This window comes from Candidatus Poriferisocius sp. (genome assembly GCF_965208475.1).
GTDB lineage: Bacteria > Actinomycetota > Acidimicrobiia > Acidimicrobiales > Bin134 > Poriferisocius.
Map to the genome: position 1 here is coordinate 1,061,999 of NZ_OZ242338.1, position 18,406 is coordinate 1,080,404.

Sequence of the window (18,406 nt, forward strand, 5' to 3'; positions counted from 1 at the left end):
GTCAAAACCGCCACAACAACTACGGCGGCCACAACCACCCACAGGATGGGTCGCCGTCTCAACTGCTTGAGCACCAGCCGAACTCCCTTGGCTTTCTAGTTCACCCCGTAGAGGTGTCGGCTAGCACGGCGTCGGGAAGGGAGAGGTCTGCTTGGAGCAGCTCGATGCGGATGCCGTCAGGGTCCTTCAAGAAGACAACTTTGCCGCCCTCAAGCGGTCCTTCGGTGAGGTCGATGATGCCTGTGGAGACCATGTCGGAGCCGAAAGCCTCCAGTTCGGCCCAAGTGGCGTCCAGGTCGTCGACGTAGAAGCAGATGTGGCAAGTACCGGGATTCGCCTGTTCGGGATTGATCGGCGTCCCCGGCACATTCTGCACCTCGATGACCTCCATGATCGCCTGGGTGCCGGGCAGGCGCAGCATGGCCAAATTCAACACCGCATCCGGGTAGCCGATCGCGGCGCGAGCTGACTCCCCCTCCTCGACGAACTCCGTCAGCACCTCAAGGCCCAGCCGGCCAGCATAGAACTCCAATGAGCGCTCGAGGCTGCTCACATGGATGGCGATGTGGCTGAATTCGCTGGCGCCGCGGTACTTCATAGTGTCGAGGGGGTACTTGAACTCCGGCCCGTTTTGGGCACTGGCCGCCAAAACTAGCACGTCTGACAATTCCCCCTCTCCGGGCCTTGCCGAGCCTGGGAAACCGACGCCAACGCCTATTGGGCCAAACAACGAATTTTCGCAAAGTCGGCTTGGCTTATGAGTTGCGACCTAGCGCCGCCGTAGAGTCTTGGGCGAGTGGATCACGAGATCGACTCGAACGAAAGCATGAGGACATGCAAGGAACTGTCAAGTTTTTCAACAACGACAAGGGCTACGGCTTCATCTCGCGAGATGGCGGCGACGACGTCTTCGTCCACTACTCGAACATCGCCGGCGAGGGCCACAAGTCTCTCAACGAAGGCCAGACGGTCGAGTTCGACGTAGCCCCAGGCCGCAAGGGCGAGGAAGCGCAGAACGTGCGGGTCATCTGAACAACCTCCGCTGTGAGTCCCACAGCGGAACCTCCTTGCCGGGTCACGTCCAATGACTCAGTACTACGACGAGTACTCGCCCACCTATCGGGATAGGGCGTCGTGGAGCTCTCCCCGGGTGCTCCGAGACCGCGCCGCCCGACATCCCCAGCGCACGTATCTCGACGTGCCGTGGTCTGATGAGTCGTACACGTTCGCTGAAACCCTCGACCTAGCCGAGCGTGTCGGCTCGGGAATGCTGGCTGCCGGGGCCCAGCCGAGCGACCGGGTCCTGCTCATGCTCCCGAACTGCTCGGCGCACATTCTCGCCTGGCTGGGGTCGTCGGTCGCCGGCCTCGTGGAGGTGCCGATCAACACGGCCTATCGGGGGTCTTTCCTGGCCCACCAGGTCCGGACTACCGAGCCGGTGCTGGCCGTCATCGCGCCAGAGTTCGTGGATCGCTTCGTCGACATCGGAGACGCTGTCACGTCCATCCGCCACTACTTCGTCGTCGGAGATGACGCCGCGGTTGCGGCCGGGATCGCCGAGTTGGCAGCCGCCGGCCATGAAGCCAGCCCGTGGACCTCGCTTCTCACGTTCGCGAAAGCCGAGTTGCCTGCGGTGGAGGCTCGCGAGCCCGGCTCGATCTTCTTCACGTCGGGCACGACCGGGCTGTCGAAGGGCGTGATGATGCCTCACGCCCACATGCACCTGTTCGCCGACCAGTGCGTGTCGTTGACCCGGCTGACCGAAGCCGACACCTACCTGTCGGTGGGCCCGCTGTTCCACGGCAACTCACAGTTCCTGGCGGCCTACCCCGCGCTGATCGCCGGCGCCCGCTACGTGATGCACCAGCGCTTCAGCGCGTCGGAATGGATCGACCAGATCCGAGCCGCGGGAGCGACGGTCACCAACTTCGTCGGCGTGATGATGGACTTCGTCTGGCAGCAGGAGCCCCGGCTCGACGATGGGGCCAACGACTTGCGCTGCATCTTCGCGGCGCCCACGGCCAGCTCTATCCTCGACCAGTTCAAGGAGCGCTTCGGCGTCGAGGCCTTTGTCGAGGTGTTCGGCCTCACCGAGACCGGCATGCCGATCCTCACCCCCTACGGCGTCGACCGCCCCCCGGGCGCCGCCGGGCGCCTCAACGCCGACTGGTTCGACATCCGCCTGGTGTACTCCGACACCGACGAGGAGGTGCCGGTTGGGGAGGTGGGCGAGCTCATCGTAAGGGGCCGGTACCCGTGGACCACCTGCCAGGGGTATTTCGGCATGCCCGACAAGACGACTGAAGCCTTCAGAAACCTGTGGTTCCACACCGGCGACGGGCTCCGCCGCGACGCCGACGGCTGGTACTACTTCGTGGACCGCCTGAAGGACGCCATCCGCCGGCGGGGAGAGAACATCTCGTCTTATGAGGTGGAACAGGGACTGGTATCCCATCGGGCTCTCGCCGAGGTCGCCGCCATCGGCGTCCCCGCCGACGAGGAGGCCGGAGAAGACGAGGTGATGGTCTTTTTGGTGCCCGAGCCTGGGGCGGAGATCAGCATCGAGGAGATCTGGGCTTATGCCGACAAACAACTCCCGAGCTTCGCGGTGCCCCGCTATCTCCGCGTGGTCGACGAGCTGCCGAAGACGCCGTCGGAAAAGGTCCGCAAGATGGTCCTGCGCGAGCAGGGCGTGGACGACGCAACCTACGACCGCGGCCCCCAGCAACGCCGTAGAAGGGGTCCGGAGAGCTGATGCCGACGCACATCCGGGCCTGGTGGGCTCAGCGGGGCTCGCGGGGCAAACCCAGGACGCGTTCGCCCAGGATGTTGCGCATGACGTTGGAGGTGCCGCCGGCGATGGTGTACGACGAGGCGTAGCAAACCCCCCGGGTCCACTCGTCGTCTAGCAGGGCCGCTGCGCCTAGAGAGGTCGCCGCGAACTGGGCCACCCGCTGTTCGTGCTCGGTGCAGAACGCCTTGGTGGCCGCGCTGAAACCAGCCGAGGCCTGGCCGAGAGCCTCCCGGTACACCAGCAGGCGTCCTACCCGGTACTCGCTCTCCAATCGGGCGATCTCCTGGCGGACCCTGGCATCGGATCGGTCGGCCTGGGCGCGGGCATGCAAGAACAGCGCCCGGTTGGACACCAGCCGGTCGATGCCGCCCCGCTCGTGGGCCAGCTGCGCCATGGTCTGCTTGAAGGCGTCCCCCTCGGTTCCAACCAAGTTCTCCGCCGGCACTCGCACCCCGGTGAAGTAGATCTCGCAGAAGTGCCGGTTGGCGATCATGTCGGTGATCGGGCGGGCCTCGATGCCCGGGGCGTCCATCGACACGATTATCTCGCTCACCCCCCGATGGGGAGGCCCCTCGTCGCTGGTGCGGCAGATCAGATAGCAGTAGTCGGCCACATGCCCGAAGCTGGTCCATATCTTCTGGCCGTCGATCACGAAGTCGGTGCCGTCCCGCACTGCCCGAGTGGAGATGGAGGCCAAGTCTGAGCCGGCGTCGGGCTCGCTCATCCCGATGCACCAGGTGGTTTCCCCCGACAGCATCCGGGGCAGGAACTCGGCCTTCTGCTGCTCGGTACCGTGGGCGATCAGCGTCGGTCCCATCTGGCGGTCGGCGAACCACATGGCCGCCACCGGGGCCCCGGCACCGATCATCTCCTCGGCCACGATCAGCCGCTCAATGGGTGGGCGGGCCTGCCCCCCGTATTCGGTGGGCCATCCCATGCCGATCCAGCCTTCTTCGGCCATGACCCGGGCAAACTCCTTGGAGTACCCGTTGATCCACGAGTCGTTGTGCCGCCCGAAGCGGGCTACACCATCGGCTGCTACCGCTCGCGCCCGGTCACGCAGGGCCAACAACTCGGGGCTGAGCTCGAAGTCCAAGCGGGAGGGGCTAGCTGGAATCCAGCAGCAGGGCCAGCGCCAGCGTGGAGAACGCGAAGATCAACGCGGCCACGATGGTGAGCCGGTCGAGGTTCTTCTCAATGACCGTCGACCCGGCGGCTTGGGTGCCGAATCCGCCGCCGAACATGTCGGACAGCCCGCCGCCCCGGCCGCTGTGCAGCAGTACCAGGAACAACAGCCCCAATGCGGAAACCACGTCGATCACCACTAGGACAACGGTCACGGCAAAAGATTCTACCTGCTCCGCTCCTCGGTGGACCCACCCAACACCAACGTTGGGGGCGGGTCCGCGCAATCCATTTGCCAACCCATTACCCTCCTGAAACACCGACTGCTCTACATGGTCGCGCTGGGTCAGGGGTTTTCGGCACCGGAGGAGGTCAATTGTCCGCAGCCTCGATTGCTGTACGGAACCGGACATGAGGCTGTTTCGGAGTGCATCTGCGGTCGTCCGCTGGTGCGCGAGGTCGATCAGCAAGGGTCTGAGAGGCATCGGGCGAGCAGCGGCCTCGCCCTTCCGCTGGTTGGGGAATTGGACCGGCAGGTGCTTGAGCAGCCTCAAATCCGGTCGAGTTCTTCTGTCTGCTGTCGCTCTGGCTGCGGCTTTCGCGGTGGGAGTGCTGATTTCCCAGGTCTGGTTTTCGGGCAGTTCCGACGACAACATCCCGGCCTCCCCCGGCGGCGCCGCGGAGGGCGGCCTCCCGCCGGCGTCTACCCCTGCTGAGCCAAATGGTGAGCCGCCCTCCGGAGACCGGTCGGCAGATTGGCAGGTGAATTCTGACGCACCGGGCTCGAATCAGGCGCCGAGCTCCAGCGCCCCCCGTGACGACGCTGGGACGATGCCGGCTGCTCCCGAATCCGAACCCGCACCCGTCGTTGCGGTGCTGGACAAAGAGCCGCCAACTTACGAAGATGCCCTGGCAATAGCTGCTGCCCTGGCACCCCATACCAACTATCCCAGCGACTGCATGTCACCGCTCCCCCACCCCGAGCTGCTCCCCAATGCGCCCCGGGCCTACCGGTTCGGCATCCATCAAGGTGTGGACTTCCTGTGCTTCTCACTGGGCCGTCATGCGGTAGCTGCGCTCGACGGTCGAGTGGTACTGGCCGTCGGCGACTACCAGGACCCCGATCCCGACGATCGCGACGAACTGTTAGATGTTGCCCGCGCCCTTGAGGCAACGCCACCTTTCACGCTCTTGTCGCTGTATGGCAACTATGTGGTGATCGACCACGGTTTGGTCCCGTTTATCGGTCATGTCGTCACCCTCTACGCCCACCTCCACGAAGTAGACCCCGACATCCGGGTAGGCCAGACGATCAGGGCGGGAGAGCGAGTGGGCGAGATCGGAAACCGGGGAACCCACGCAGCAGCCAACGGGGACTTCTACGAAGATCCCCATCTCCACTGGGAGCTGCACATCGACAACCAGTTCCTAGGAGCCGGCCTGAACACAGAGCAGACCCGCGAGGTGTACACCACCCTGTTCTCGGAGGCATTGGGCTAAACGCCCCTCTGAGGACTAAAGAAATGCAACTTGGCTCTGCCAAACTTCCAGGTATGGATTCCGAGTTCATCAGACGAGCAGTGGAGCTGGCCGATTTGGACGCGGTGCGGGTGGCTCTGTTCCACCACACCGACGATCCCGAGATCGAAGCGCTGCCCCGGGCCCTTGAGCTCGACGACGACGAGCGTGAATTGCTGATCACCAAGACCGTGGCGTGGTTGGATGAGAACGCTGGACCGGGAATGCCCGATGAGCCGCCCGCGCCCCGCCTTCGCCATCTGATGAACCTGGCCACCAAAGAGGAGATGGGCGACCTGGAGTTCGAGTCGCGGCGCGACTTGATGGCCTTCAAGCCCTTTCCCTGGACGGCGGGCTGGACGAACGGCAAGCCCGAGCTGCCTGATGGGTTTCGGGTGGCGATCATCGGCAGCGGTTTCAGCGGGCTTGCTGCGGGCATCCAAATGGAGTTGCTGGGTATCCCCTACGTCATCCTCGAGCGCCGGTCCGAGCCCGGTGGCACTTGGAGTCGGCACCGCTATCCCGACATCCGAGTGGACACCATCTCGATCACCTACGAGTTCGCATTCGAGAAGAACTACCCGTGGCCCGAGTATTTCGGCAAGGGCCAGCTGGTTAGGGAATACCTGCTCCACATCTCCCGCAAGTACGGGATGTACGACAACACCCGATTCGACCGCGACCTGAAGCGGGCCACCTACGACGAGGGCCGCGACGTGTGGATGCTAGAGGCCGACACCCCTGAGGGAATCGAGACGATCGAGGCCAACGTGGTGATCAACGCGGTCGGCGCCTTCGCCAACCAGCGAGTCCCCCATTTCGAGGGCCTAGAAGACTTCCCCGGACCGGTCATCCATCCTTCGCAATGGCCGGAGGACTTCGACTGCCGCGGCCGGCGGATCGCGGTCATCGGCAACGGATCGACCGGGGTGCAGTTGCTCTCCCCGGTCGCCGAGGAAGCCGAGCAGGTGTATGTGTTCCAGCGCTCCAAGCAGTGGATCAGCCCGCGGCCAAAATACGGCCAGCCCATCGAGCCGGAGATTCGCTGGCTGCTCGACAACTTCCCGGGCTACTGGAACTGGTGGCGCTACATGGCCATCGCCGCCCTGTTCGCCACCCACAACTACCTCTACGCCGACGAGGAATGGCAGGCGGCCGGTGGCCACTGGAACGAGATGAACGACCAGTTGCGCGACTTCCTCACCAACTACATCCACGAGCAAACCGACAACCGCCCAGACCTCGTCGACAACCTGGTGCCCGACTACGCGCCCTTCTCCCGGCGCCCGGTGGTTGACAACGGCTGGTACCGGGCACTCACCCGCGACAACGTCGAGTTGGTCACCGACCCGATCGCCCGGCTGACACCGTCGGGCATCGAAACCGACGACGGCATCGTCCGCGAGGTCGACGCCGTCATCACCGCCATCGGCTTCGATGTGGTCCAATTCCTGTGGCCGGCCGACTACTTCGGCCGTGACGGCCTCAACGTGCACGACTTCTGGTCCAAGGACGGCCCCCGCGCCTACCTGAGCATGATGGTGCCGAACTATCCGAACATGTTCATGCTCTACGGCCCGAACTCCCAGCCTCTTTCGGGCGGCACCGGCCTTCCCATCTGGTACCAGGTGTGGTCGGGATATGCCGGCCAACTGATCGTGAGGATGCTCGAAGAGGGCAAGAGCAGCGTCGAGGTGACGATGGACGCCTACGAGCGCTACAACGAGGCACTGGACAAAGAGGCCTCCAAGCTCCTCCTCATGCATGAGGAGGGGGCCCCGGACAAGAACTACTACCTCAACCAAGCCCACAACCGGCTTCAGATGAGCGCCCCGTGGTACGGCCCCGAGTACCACCGGCTCTGCACCGAGGTGGAATGGGACGACATCGAGATCACCTGACCCTCGGGCATACCCCCGGATTCTCCATGCCGCTGGGTTCATTCGCGGCTAGAACATCGCCATGAGCTCGATCGACTACAACCCGTTCGACTACGACATCGACATTCGGGCCCACGACGTGTGGCGGCAGATGCGCGACGAGGCCCCGCTCTATCGCAACGACGAGCACAACTTCTTCGCCCTGACCCGCTACGACGACGTGCTCACCGGCCTGTTGGACGTGGAGACCTACTCTTCGCGCTATGCCACTTCGCTCGACCTCATGGGCGACGAGGAATGGACCGGACCCCTGTTCATCTTCCGGGACCCGCCGGAGCAAACGCTGTTGCGCAAGCTGGTGAGCCGGGCATTCACCCCCAAGGCCATCAATGGCCTGGAGAGCCGGATCGAGGCCATCTGCGACGACCTGCTCAATCCCATTGAGGGTTTGAGCGTCTTCGACTTCGTAGACCGGTTCTCCGCGCTCATGCCCCCCACGGTGATCTTGGCGCTTCTGGGGTTTCCCCGGGGCCTCGAGCAGAACCTGAGGGAATCGATGGATGCCGGGCTGCACATCGAGGAATCGGCCACCGCGGGCAGCAGCCGCGAGCTCATCGACCAAACCGGCAACCTGTCCCACGAGGTGTACGCCCTCGTTCCCGAGCTCTGCGAGCAGAAGCGGAGAGAACCGGCTGACGACCTGCTGACCATCCTGGCCACCCACGAGCGTGAGTTGCTCGATGGGTCGACCCGGCCTCTGACCCTCGATGAGATCTCTGGCTATGTCGCCCTCATCGGCGGGGCCGGCGCCGAGACGGTGGCCCGCTTTCTGGCCTGGGCGGTGGTCCTGCTCGCCGAGCACCCTGACCAGCTCGCCGAGCTGCGAGACGATCTCTCCCTGGTGCCCGATGCCCTAGAGGAGATCCTCCGCTATGAGGCTCCGTCTCCCGTACAGGGACGCCGGGTCATGCGCGATGTGGAGTTGCACGGCCAAGTAATCCCCGCCGGGGCCAACATGCTGTTGATCAACGGCAGCGGCAACCGCGACGAGCGGCACTTCGCCGACGCCGACCGCTTCGACATCCACCGCAAGATCGACCGCCACCTGTCGTTCGGGTACGGCGCTCACTTCTGCATAGGCGCCGCCCTGGCCCGGCTGGAGGGCCGCATCGGCCTCGAGCAGATGCTCCGGCGCTATCGCGACTGGGAGGTCGACGACGAGCATCTGGAGTGGATCCACACCTCCACCGTTCGGGGCTACAAGTCGGTCCCCCTGGCTGTCAACGCCGAACCTCAGTAGCGGATACACCTATTCGGCGCCGCAGCTTCTGCCTGTGGGCGCCTGCTACTGAAGCCGGAAGCGGACGATGCGGGAAAAGCTGTCGACTTCTAGGGAGGCGCCGCCGACGAGGGCGCCATCGATGTCGGGCTGGGCCATGAGCTCGGCGACGTTGACTGGTTTGACCGAGCCGCCGTACTGGACGCGGACCCCCGCGGCGGCGTTTGCACCGAAGTTGGCCGCCACCCGCTCTCGGATGAGCCCGCAGCCGGCCTGGGCATCTACGGGGGTGGCTGTTCGGCCCGTGCCTATGGCCCACACCGGTTCGTAGGCGATCACTATGGCCCCCACCTGATCTCGCTTCAGTCCGGCCAGCCCGGCATCAACCTGGGCGGCGATGCGGGCCTCGGTTTGGTCGGCCTCCCGCTCGTCGAGGGTCTCCCCGCAGCACATGATCGGGGTCATGCCTGCGGCCAAAATGCCCTTGAGCCTCAAGTTCACGTTCTCGTCGGTCTCTCCGAAGAGTTGGCGGCGCTCGGAGTGTCCGGCGATCACGTAGCTCACCGCCAGCTTGGCCAGCATGGCTGGCGAAATTTCTCCAGTAAATGCCCCGCTCTCCTCCCAGTGGCAGTGCTGGGCACCCAAGGCGATGGGGATGTTGTCGGCGTCGAGCACCGTCTGGGCCGAGCGCAGGTTGGTGAACGGCGGGTGGATAGACACGTCGGCAGACTTGTAGTCGGCTTGGTCGAGGGCATACGACAGCTTCTGGATGAGCTGGATGGCCTCCAGATGGTTCATGTGCATCTTCCAGTTGCCGCTGATCAGCGGCTTGCGCTCAGCCATGGTGTCCCTCCTAATGGGTGCCAACGGATTCTCTCAGTGCTTTCAGACCGGGCAGATCGCCCTGTTCGATCAACTCCAGCGACGCCCCTCCCCCGGTGGAGACGTGGTCCATCTCCCGGTCCAGCCCAAACTGGCGGACCGCGGCGGCGCTGTCACCCCCGCCCACCACGGTGAACGCCCGGCCTTCGGCCAGAGCCTGGGCAACCACCTTGGTTCCCGCTGCGAAACGGGGGTCTTCGAACAGCCCCATGGGGCCGTTCCACATCACGGTGCCAGCTTCGGCAATGAGATCGCTGAACTCGGCTGCGGTGCCCGGGCCGATGTCCAGCCCTTTCCAGTCGGGGTGCAGATCCACACCGGCCTGCACCACCCGCTCGCCTGGTGCCAGCGCGGTGATGTCGGAGGGAAGCCGGATGGGCGCCCCCGAACTCAGCAGCCGACCGCAGGCCTCGATCTGATCAGCCTGGAGCAGCGAGTCTCCTACGCTGTGGCCCATCGCAGCCAGGAAGGTGAAGCACATGGCCCCGCCAATCACCACCTCATCGGCGGTCTCCAGCAGCGCGTCGATCACCCCCAGCTTGTCGCTGACCTTGGCTCCGCCCAGCACGGCGACAAAGGGCCGCTTGGGTTTGGCCCGCAGCCCGAGCAGCACTTCCGCCTCTTTGGCCAGAAGGCGACCGGCCGCGCTGGGCAGATAGCGGGGCGGGCCCACAATGGAGGCGTGGTCCCGGTGCGATGCCCCGAAGGCATCATTCACATAGCCATCGCAGCCGTCGACGAGTTGGCGCACCAGGCTGTCGTCGTTGCCGGTCTCCCCCGGGTCGAAGCGCAGGTTTTCCAGCAGCTCGACGCCAGGAGACAGCTCACCCAGTCGTGCCTTCACCGGGGCCAGCGAGTATCGGGGATCGGGCTTGCCGCCGGGACGGCCCAAGTGGCTGCACGCCACGACCGCGGCTCCTTGAGCGGTCAGCCACCGTATGGTGGGCAGCGCGGCCTTGATGCGGAAGTCGTCGGCGATCTGACCGCTGTCATCCAGCGGGACGTTGAAATCGGCCCGCAGCAGTATGCGTCGGCCGTCCAGCCCGCCCAAGGCCTCGCTTAACGCTTCAAGGGTGGGCAGCACCTCGGTGCTCAGCGGCCCGCTGCGCCCACGATGGCGACCAGATCGACCAGCCGGTTGGAGTAGCCCCACTCGTTGTCGTACCAGCCCGACACCTTGACCAGGTTGCCCAGCGACATGGTGAGGCCAGCATCGAGGGTGCAGGATGCAGATGACCCGACGATGTCGGTAGACACCAGAGGGGCTTCGCTGTATTCGAGCACTCCGGCCAGCGGTCCGTCGGCTGCCGCGGCGGCAAAGGCGGCGTTCACCTCATCAACGGTCGGCTCGCCCCGCACCACCGCGGTGAAGTCAGTAATGGAACCGTCGGGAATGGGAACCCGCAAGGAGATTCCGTCGAGCAGGCCGTTCATGGCCTCGAGCACCAGCCCGGTGGCCCTAGCGGCACCGGTGGAGGTGGGCACGATATTCACTCCGGCGGCCCGGGCCCGGCGCAGATCCGAGTGGGGGCCGTCCACCAGCGCTTGGTCGCCGGTGTAGGCGTGGACGGTGGTCATCAGGCCCCGCTCCACCCCAAAGGCGTCGTCAAGCACCTTCACCATGGGCACGAAGCAATTGGTGGTACACGAGGCGTTGGACACCACCAGGTGGTTTTCGGGGTCGAAATCGCCGTCATTCACCCCCACCACGAAGGTGGCATCGGCCCCCGACGCCGGGGCCGACACGATCACCCTCGGGGCACCGGCGTCGAGATGGGCGGCTGCCTTATCGCGGGCGGTGAAAAACCCGGTGGACTCCACCACCACATCCACATCCAGGTCTTTCCAGGGCAAATCAGCCGGGTTTCGCTCTGAAAGCACTTGCAAGACGCGGCCGCCGATGTCCAACCCGCCGTCGACTACCGCAACCGGGTCGGTGAACCGGCCCATCACCGAGTCGTATTGCAACAGATGGGCCATGGTTTCCAGGCTGCCCAAGTCGTTTACAGCCACAAATTCCAGGTCGGCGCCGGCCTGACGAGCCGCCCTGAAGCAGTTCCGCCCGATGCGGCCGAACCCGTTGATACCCACGCGAATGCTCATGCGGCTGACACTAACGTAGGCCCGTCGCGACTTTACGCACCTAAAGGGATATCCACCCCTAGTTCCCGAAAGCTCGCACGCATCTCTGAACAAGCTGTTCTCGGGCACCGCAACCCGCGTATACCGCCCGGACTAACGCCCCTTCCCCTGTCCGCCGTCCACAGCGATGAGTTGGCCGGTGATGAACCGGGACGCATCCGAGGCCAAGGACCCCAATCTTCAAGGCCCGTACCAAATAAGTTCTCATATGATACTCCAATAAGTTAGTAAATAGAAGTCCGATAAGTTCTAAAGTGCAAGCATGGACAGCCAAGGCGATGGCAGCTTGACGCCAAGCGGGTATATGCCGCGGGTGGTCGATTCGCTGGTGTCAGCCTCTCTGGAGGCAAACCCTATTGTGGTCGTTGAAGGGGCCAAGGGGTGCGGCAAGACCTGGACCGGCATGCACCACGCCCAAAGCCAAGTGCTGCTGGCCGACACGCCGGGAGCGAGGATGCAGGCCGAGACTCTGCCGCGCCGTGTTCTCGATGGGCCGCGGCCAAGGCTCGTGGACGAATGGGCGATGGTCCCGTCTATTTGGGACGCAGCCAAACACGTCGTGGACGAGGGACGGGACAACGGGTGCTTCATCCTCACCGGTTCATCCCGCCCCGCGGACGACATCACCAGGCACTCTGGAGCGGGCCGGGTCGGACGGATCCGGATGCGTCCCATGTCACTGGTGGAAAGCGGCGAGTCCACGGGAGAGGTCTCGCTGGGAAGCCTGTTCGATGGTGACCCCTGCGACACCGGAGAACCTGCTGTGTCCATACCCGACCTGGCCGAGAGCTTGTGCCGAGGGGGATGGCCCCGCAATCTGGGGCGATCCACATTTGCAGCGCAAGAGCACTTGGACGGCTACTTGGATGAGATGGCCCGAGTCGAAGTGCCTGGAAATGGGACTCGGCACGACCCTCGGCGTGTCCACAGGCTCCTGACATCGTTGGCCAGGAATGTGTCGACTCCAGCCTCGCTGTCCACCCTGGCCACCGATGTTGCCGGGGAACCGCCACTCTCCTGGCCTACAACCGCAAGCTATATGGATGAATTGGAGCGGCTGTTCCTCGTGGAGGACTTGCCGGCCTGGGTCACGCGCACTCGGTCGAAGGCCAAGCTGAGAAAGGCCCCCAAGCGCCACTTCGTGGACCCGTCCCTAGCGGTAGCCCTGCTGGGCGCAGATCCTGACCGCTTGTTGGACGACTTGGAGACTATGGGTCTGCTGTTCGAATCCTTGGTGATCCGCGACCTGCGGGTGTACGCCGCGGCCAACCGGGCCGAGGTATACCACTACAAGAACAGCTACGAGCACGAACTAGACGCGGTGGTGGAGCGCCGGGATGGGCGATGGATAGCCATTGAGGTGAAGCTCGGCCTGTCCCAAGTGGAAGAGGCCGCTGACTCCTTGGCCCAGGCATGCCGCTCCATTGACGCCGGCAAGCGAGGCAGCCCGGCGAAGAAACTGGTCATCACTGGCCACGGATACAGCTACGAGCGAGATGACGGCGTGAGCGTCGTCCCCATCACCGCGCTAGGACCGTGAACCGAGATCGGATGGGATGCGCAGCTAGGGCAGAGTACCCCCACCACTGTCGAGCCACCATACGAACGACTCGATACCACCGAGGCTAGGCGCGTGCAGATGGCCGACATGGCGACCTCGACGCCATGCGCGCCTAACGCACGTTCCCCTGTCCGCCGTCGACGGGGATGAGTTGGCCGGTGATGAACCGGGACGCATCTGAGGCCAGAAACACCATCACCGGCCCGAGGTCACGATCGGGGTCGCCGTATTCCTGGCCCAATGCGATGCTATGGATGTTCCGCCAGAACTTCTCGGTTCGCTCCTCATCAGTGGCCTGATCCCACGATGCTTGGAACATAGGCGTCTTGATGGCCGGCAGCACGGCGTTCACCCGCACGCCGTCAGCCCCCCAGGCACCGGCGGCGGTGCGAGTCCAGGCGTGGACCGCGCCCTTGGACGCTGAATAGGCCGCGGCCAGTGGCTCGGCCCGCTGGCCGGAGATGGACCCGAAATTGATGATGGCCCCGCCCCCGGCAGCCTTGAGCCGCCGATACGCCGCCTGGTTGGTCAGCACCGTGCCCCGAACGTTCACCGCAAACATCCGGTCCCACTCATCGACCGTGACCTCTTCCGCAGTGGAGGCGGCATGAATAGCAGCCGGATGCGCCAGCGCATCCAACCCGCCCAAAAAGTCGTCGGCCTCCGCAAACGCTGCCTCCACCCGATCGCCATCGGAGACGTCAACTGAGACGTACGCAATCTCTCCTGGCCCGCCTGTCGCCGCATCAGCGCAAACCGCCCGCCCCGCATCGTCGGCAATGTCCATCCCCACCACCTGGGCCCCCGCCTTCACATAGGCCCGCACCGTCGCCGCCCCCATCCCACTGGCACACCCGGTGACAACGATCCTCTTGCCTGCTAGATCCACACTGCCTCCCTCAACAATGTCTCCCTCGTGGTGATCGAGCCAACTAGAGGTCAAACGGAGGCAAACTCCCCCGCTCACTGAGATGGCGAGCCCCATCAATTGCAGCCCGCCCCGTAGTGATCGCCCACTCTGCGTGTTGCGTCTGATTCCACGTTGCCACAATTCTCAATCGTACCGGTGCCCAGTGACAGGATGAGGGTGTGCCTTCCTCGTGGCGTGGGAGTACGTTGCCGGGGTGAATGAGGTGTTTTCGGTGGGCTTGGACGAAGAGATTGCCTGGGCCTGAACTGGGGAGCGGTCGTGCGGATAGTTGACCTGTTGGAACGGGATGCGGCGCTCTATCCCCGGCGGATTGCGGTAGCGGTCCACGGAGGTCCTTCGGTTACGTTCGCCGACCTGCGCGACCGGGTTTGCCGGCTGGCGGCTGGACTCGAGGCTGCTGGGGTGGGCCGAGGCGACCGGGTGGGGCTCATGGCCGACAATGGGCTGGTCTTTTTCGATGTTTATCTGGCGGCGGCCTACCTGGGCGCGGCGGCTGTGCCGCTGAACACCCAGCTCACCGATCCCGAGTTGTCCTTCATCCTGTCGAACGCCGAGCCTACCCTCACCTTGGCGACCAGCGATTACGCCAAGCGCCTGGAGGCCATTGGCTCTACCGGCCGGGTTATCGACACCGATAGCGATGCCTACGAAGACCTTCTGGCGTCAGAGCCGTTCGCGGATCTGGAACGCGCCACCGAGGGTGACACGGCGCTCATCATCTACACCAGCGGGACTACCGGACGGCCGAAGGGGGTGTGCCTCACCCAGCGGGGGCTGGCCTTCAACGGGCTCACCATGGCATTGGTGCAGCGGTTCCGTCCCGATGACGTGTTTCTGTCGACCACGCCGCTTTACCACGCGGCCACCGGCACTCGGGTGTGCTCCATGCTGGCCGACGGCCAGACCCATGTTGTGCTGCGGTCTTTCTCGCCCGAGTCGTTCTTCGCCGCGGTGGCCGAGCACCGGGTGACGATCTCGATCCTCGTCCCCGCCCAGTTGCGCCGCATCCTCGATCACCCCGGCTTCGACGAGGCCGACCTCTCCAGCCTCCGCCTCATCGTCTACGGCGCGGCCCCCACCGCCGGGCCGCTCATCCGACAGGCCTATGAGCGCTTCGGCTGCGGGCTGTATCAGGGCTACGGCATCTCTGAGTGCGTCACCAACCTCACCGGACTGCTGCCGGAAGACCACGAAATGGCCATGGGCGGGCGTTCCGAACTGTTGGACTCGTGCGGACGTGTCGTGCCTGGCGTCCGGATCGAACTCCACGACGAGACCGGCACCCCCGCGACTCCGGGTGAGGTAGGCGAGATCTGGGTGAAGAGCGAGAAGGTGATGGCCGGATACTGGCGCGACCCCGCTCAGACCGCGGAAGCCCTGGTCGACGGGTGGCTGCGAACCGGGGACCTGGGCCGATTCGACGACGACGGCTACCTCTGCATCGTGGGCCGGGCCAAGGACATGCTCATCAGCGGCGGCGTCAACGTATTCCCCAGCGAAATCGAGGCCGTGCTCTACGACCACCCGGCCATCGCCGAGGCAGCGGTGGTCGGACGCCCCGACCCCGAATGGGGCGAGCGCCCAGTGGCCTTCGTCGAGCTGCGACCAGGGGAATCACTCGACGGGCTACAGGATTGGTGCCGCGATCGCCTGGCCAAGATCAAGGTCCCCGACGAGTTCATCGCCGTCGACAGCTTCCCCCGCACCGTCACCGGCAAAATCCGCAAAGTCGAGCTCCGAGAGCACCTCGCCGCCGACTGACCAGCCAGTTGCGCCCAAGAGTGGTCTGTCAGCCGAGCTACCGCTTGATCTCGGTGTCGGTGTCTATGTCGATGTCGAGGATTAGGGATTGGTAGGACTTTCCGTGGGGGTCGGTGCGCAGGCTGCGGGACACTCCCCCACCCAGGGCCTCGGTCATGACGAAGTTGAGGCCTTTGGTGCCGGGTAGTTCATAGCGGGTGATCTCGCCTTTGACCAGGCCGCCGAACTTCTCCCGTACTTTTTCGACGGTGAGCTCGCGTCGCAGCACGTCCCAGTTGTCATCGTCGTAGACGAACACGCAGAGGTTCGATATGTCGCCCTTGTCGCCGGAGCGGCTGTAGGCGAACTCCCGCAGCTTCATGCCTCGATCACCTCGGTGATCAGCTTCACATCGTCGCGGGGCAACAGCGCGGGGGTGACGCCGATGGCCGGGGCCATCTGGGTGTTGACTCCGCCGCCGCCCGCCGGGCCCATCCACAGGAATTGGCCCTCAAAGGCCACCGCATCGGCGGTCTCCCGGTCATCGCAGCGGGCCGCGATCCGCAGGCGCACCTCAGCCGGTTCGCCACCGGGAAGCTGGCCTTCGAACAGGGCGCTCATCCCGTGGAGGTCATAACGGATCTCGTCTATGCCCGACTGGAGCGGCTCTAGGCGTTTGGTCACCACCTCGGCGCCCAGTTGCGCCCGCTCGACGCAGCCCGGGCCGCCATAGGAGATCTCGGTCACCACCTTCCATCCCTCATCCACGCCCACCAGCACCTTGAGCGTGTCGGGGCGGGGATGGCCAGCCGCACCGCCGACCCGCACCCGGTCAGGGCCCACCTCTTCCACCCATACTTGAGTGAAATCCGCGGTGCTGTCGGGGGTGAGATAGGCGGCCGGGTCGTGGATCTCATAGGCCAGCTGGGTCTTCATGGTGCCGATGTCCACCGCCCCGCCGGTGCCCTCCAGCTTGGCGATGATCAGCTCGTCGTCGCTCACGTGGGCCAGGGGAAATCCGAGGTGGACGATGTCGTCGAGCACCCGGTAGGGAGGATCGACGTAGTTCCCGCCGGTGGCGTGGGTGCCGCATTCCAGCAGGTGGGCGACGAGGGTTGCGGTGCCCATCTTGTCCCAGTCATCCAGCGCCCAGCCCATCTCATAGGCGATCGGCCCAACATAGAGCGAGGGGTCGGCGATGCGGCCGCCGAGGACGAAACGCGCCCCCTCGTCCAGGAGTTCCACGATGGGATCGGCGCCGATGTAGGCATTGGCCGACACCACCCGGGCGGCGATGGCCTGAGCGGTCACCCCCATCTCGGGCAGCTCTAAATCTTGATCGAGCACATGGTCGAGCACATCGTCGCCGTGGATTACCCCGACCCGCACCCCTGTGACGCCGTTTGCCTTCAGCCCCCGAAGCACATCGTCGGCCGCCGCAGTCGGATTGGCGGCGCCGAAGTTGCCAACCATCTTGCCGCCTCGCCCCAAGAACCCGGCGAAGCGGCGCATGAGCTCAGGGATGCGCTGGTCGTGGCCGGTGGTCTCATCATCCAGGCGGCGCACATGGGCCAGCGCCATCGTCCGCTCGGCCAGGCAGTCGAATCCCATGTAATCCACCAGGCCGCTGTCGGCCAGTTCCTGTGCCCAGTCCAGCCGATCGGTGGAATACGCCGACCCGCTGCCAATCGAGATGCTCCTGCGAGTCATCGTGCCAGGTAGCCGCCATCGACCGGCAAAGTGACCCCGGTCACGAAGCTGCTGGCGTCGCTGGCCAAGAACAGGGCCACTTCGGCGATCTCCTCGGGTTGGGACGGGCGTTGCAGTGGCACTGAGGTCTCCAAGAACTCCTTCATGAGGGGCTTGACGTCGGTACCGGGCTCCCGCCCGAAGAACAACGGCAGCATGGGGGTGTCCACCGGGCCGGGGCATATGACGTTTACCCGGACGTTGGGGGCCAGCGCCAGGGCCAGCGACTTTCCGTACGTGACGATTGCCCCCTTGGTCATGGAGTAGAGCGGCGAGAACGGCGAGCCCACCACGCCCGACGTCGAGGCGGTGAGGATGACCGATGCATTGCCCGACGCCTCCAATAAGGGCACAGCCCGGGCGACGGTGAAAAAGGCCGACTTCATGTTGATGGCGGCGGTCTCGTCGTAGTCGGCCTCGCTCATATCCAGCCCGGCGGGACCGGGAATACCGGCGTGGGCGTAGAGCACGTCGATCTTGTGGTGGATTAAGCCGACCTCGGCCATCAGCGCATCGATCTGGGCCACATCGCTGACATCGAGCACGAATGAGCTGGCCGCTCCCCCGGTTTTGGCGATCAGATCAACGGTCTCAGCCGCGGCATCGGCGCGAAGATCGGCCACCACCACATGGGCGCCTTCGCCGGCCATGCGGAGCGCAGCGGCCCGACCCATTCCCGAGCCCGACGCGGTGATCACTGCCACCCGTCCTTCCAGCACTCCCATTTCAACCCCCATGCGACGTAGCCGCCGTACTGGCCGCTTGTTCAATCAGTACGGGCAGGGATGCTACCTGAAGGGCGAGA

17 protein-coding genes are annotated in these 18,406 nt (G+C 64.8%); 7 read left to right on the plus strand and 10 right to left on the minus strand.

Annotation, left to right across the window (positions count from 1 at the left end; translation table 11 throughout):
• Positions 1–100: 100 nt before the first annotated feature.
• Positions 101–658 (minus strand): VOC family protein, encoded by a 558-nt coding sequence (locus tag ACOGXA_RS04945; protein ID WP_419927044.1) that lies wholly within the window; start codon positions 656–658, stop codon positions 101–103.
• A gap of 176 nt (positions 659–834) precedes the next feature.
• Here ACOGXA_RS04945 and ACOGXA_RS04950 point away from each other — a divergent pair, with 176 nt between their 5' ends.
• Both ACOGXA_RS04950 and ACOGXA_RS04955 read left to right on the plus strand, forming a co-directional pair.
• Positions 835–1,032 carry a cold-shock protein gene (locus ACOGXA_RS04950; RefSeq protein ID WP_419926171.1) on the plus strand — a complete coding sequence of 66 codons (198 nt, stop codon included), beginning with the start codon at positions 835–837 and terminating at the stop codon, positions 1,030–1,032.
• Between the two features lie 52 nt (positions 1,033–1,084).
• Positions 1,085–2,755: an AMP-binding protein gene (locus ACOGXA_RS04955; RefSeq protein ID WP_419926172.1), complete on the plus strand. Its 1,671-nt coding sequence runs from the start codon at positions 1,085–1,087 to the stop codon at positions 2,753–2,755.
• A 28-nt stretch (positions 2,756–2,783) separates the two neighbouring features.
• Here the strand turns inward: ACOGXA_RS04955 and ACOGXA_RS04960 are convergent, their stop codons facing one another.
• Together ACOGXA_RS04960 and secG are read right to left on the minus strand one after the other, a co-directional pair.
• Positions 2,784–3,890, minus strand: coding sequence for an acyl-CoA dehydrogenase family protein (locus ACOGXA_RS04960; RefSeq protein WP_419926173.1), 1,107 nt, complete (start codon positions 3,888–3,890; stop codon positions 2,784–2,786).
• A gap of 10 nt (positions 3,891–3,900) precedes the next feature.
• Entirely contained in the window at positions 3,901–4,134 is a 234-nt protein-coding gene (secG, locus tag ACOGXA_RS04965) for a preprotein translocase subunit SecG (RefSeq protein ID WP_419926174.1), read from the minus strand.
• Positions 4,135–4,459: 325 nt separating this feature from the next.
• On the opposite strand from secG, the gene ACOGXA_RS04970 reads away from it, so the two are divergent.
• The 3 genes from ACOGXA_RS04970 to ACOGXA_RS04980 all read left to right on the plus strand — a co-directional run bounded on the left by ACOGXA_RS04970 (position 4,460) and on the right by ACOGXA_RS04980 (position 8,617).
• Positions 4,460–5,419, plus strand: coding sequence for a peptidoglycan DD-metalloendopeptidase family protein (locus tag ACOGXA_RS04970; protein ID WP_419926175.1), 960 nt, complete (start codon positions 4,460–4,462; stop codon positions 5,417–5,419).
• A 53-nt stretch (positions 5,420–5,472) separates the two neighbouring features.
• Entirely contained in the window at positions 5,473–7,338 is a 1,866-nt protein-coding gene (locus ACOGXA_RS04975) for a flavin-containing monooxygenase (protein WP_419926176.1), read from the plus strand.
• A 61-nt stretch (positions 7,339–7,399) separates the two neighbouring features.
• Complete coding sequence (locus ACOGXA_RS04980; RefSeq protein ID WP_419926177.1) at positions 7,400–8,617, plus strand: cytochrome P450; 1,218 nt, start codon at positions 7,400–7,402, stop codon at positions 8,615–8,617.
• Between the two features lie 45 nt (positions 8,618–8,662).
• Here the strand turns inward: ACOGXA_RS04980 and tpiA are convergent, their stop codons facing one another.
• Genes tpiA through gap form a run of 3 tightly spaced genes read right to left on the minus strand, consistent with a single transcriptional unit; the run spans position 8,663 to position 11,581 of the window.
• On the minus strand, positions 8,663–9,439 hold the full coding sequence (gene tpiA / locus ACOGXA_RS04985) for a triose-phosphate isomerase (protein WP_419926178.1): 777 nt from the start codon (positions 9,437–9,439) through the stop codon (positions 8,663–8,665).
• Between the two features lie 10 nt (positions 9,440–9,449).
• Positions 9,450–10,559, minus strand: coding sequence for a phosphoglycerate kinase (locus ACOGXA_RS04990; protein ID WP_419927045.1), 1,110 nt, complete (start codon positions 10,557–10,559; stop codon positions 9,450–9,452).
• 11 nt (positions 10,560–10,570) lie between these two features.
• Positions 10,571–11,581 (minus strand): type I glyceraldehyde-3-phosphate dehydrogenase, encoded by a 1,011-nt coding sequence (gene gap / locus ACOGXA_RS04995; protein ID WP_419926179.1) that lies wholly within the window; start codon positions 11,579–11,581, stop codon positions 10,571–10,573.
• A gap of 301 nt (positions 11,582–11,882) precedes the next feature.
• Between gap and ACOGXA_RS05000 the strand changes: the two genes are divergently transcribed.
• Complete coding sequence (locus tag ACOGXA_RS05000) at positions 11,883–13,160, plus strand: ATP-binding protein (protein WP_419926180.1); 1,278 nt, start codon at positions 11,883–11,885, stop codon at positions 13,158–13,160.
• A 133-nt stretch (positions 13,161–13,293) separates the two neighbouring features.
• On the opposite strand, the gene ACOGXA_RS05005 is transcribed toward ACOGXA_RS05000, so the two are convergent.
• Entirely contained in the window at positions 13,294–14,070 is a 777-nt protein-coding gene (locus tag ACOGXA_RS05005; protein WP_419926181.1) for an SDR family NAD(P)-dependent oxidoreductase, read from the minus strand.
• A 300-nt stretch (positions 14,071–14,370) separates the two neighbouring features.
• On the opposite strand from ACOGXA_RS05005, the gene ACOGXA_RS05010 reads away from it, so the two are divergent.
• Entirely contained in the window at positions 14,371–15,873 is a 1,503-nt protein-coding gene (locus tag ACOGXA_RS05010; protein ID WP_419926182.1) for a class I adenylate-forming enzyme family protein, read from the plus strand.
• Between the two features lie 37 nt (positions 15,874–15,910).
• On the opposite strand, the gene ACOGXA_RS05015 is transcribed toward ACOGXA_RS05010, so the two are convergent.
• The 3 genes from ACOGXA_RS05015 to ACOGXA_RS05025 are packed head-to-tail and all read right to left on the minus strand — an operon-like array spanning position 15,911 to position 18,338.
• Positions 15,911–16,234: an AtuA-related protein gene (locus ACOGXA_RS05015; protein WP_419926183.1), complete on the minus strand. Its 324-nt coding sequence runs from the start codon at positions 16,232–16,234 to the stop codon at positions 15,911–15,913.
• The gene (locus ACOGXA_RS05020) at positions 16,231–17,562 is read right to left on the minus strand and encodes an acyclic terpene utilization AtuA family protein (protein ID WP_419926184.1); all 1,332 of its coding nucleotides are present in this window, start codon (positions 17,560–17,562) and stop codon (positions 16,231–16,233) included. The genes ACOGXA_RS05015 and ACOGXA_RS05020 overlap by 4 nt, the downstream gene beginning before the upstream one ends.
• The gene (locus ACOGXA_RS05025; RefSeq protein WP_419926185.1) at positions 17,559–18,338 is read right to left on the minus strand and encodes an SDR family NAD(P)-dependent oxidoreductase; all 780 of its coding nucleotides are present in this window, start codon (positions 18,336–18,338) and stop codon (positions 17,559–17,561) included. Before ACOGXA_RS05025 ends, ACOGXA_RS05020 begins: the two co-directional genes overlap by 4 nt.
• Positions 18,339–18,406 lie beyond the last annotated feature (68 nt).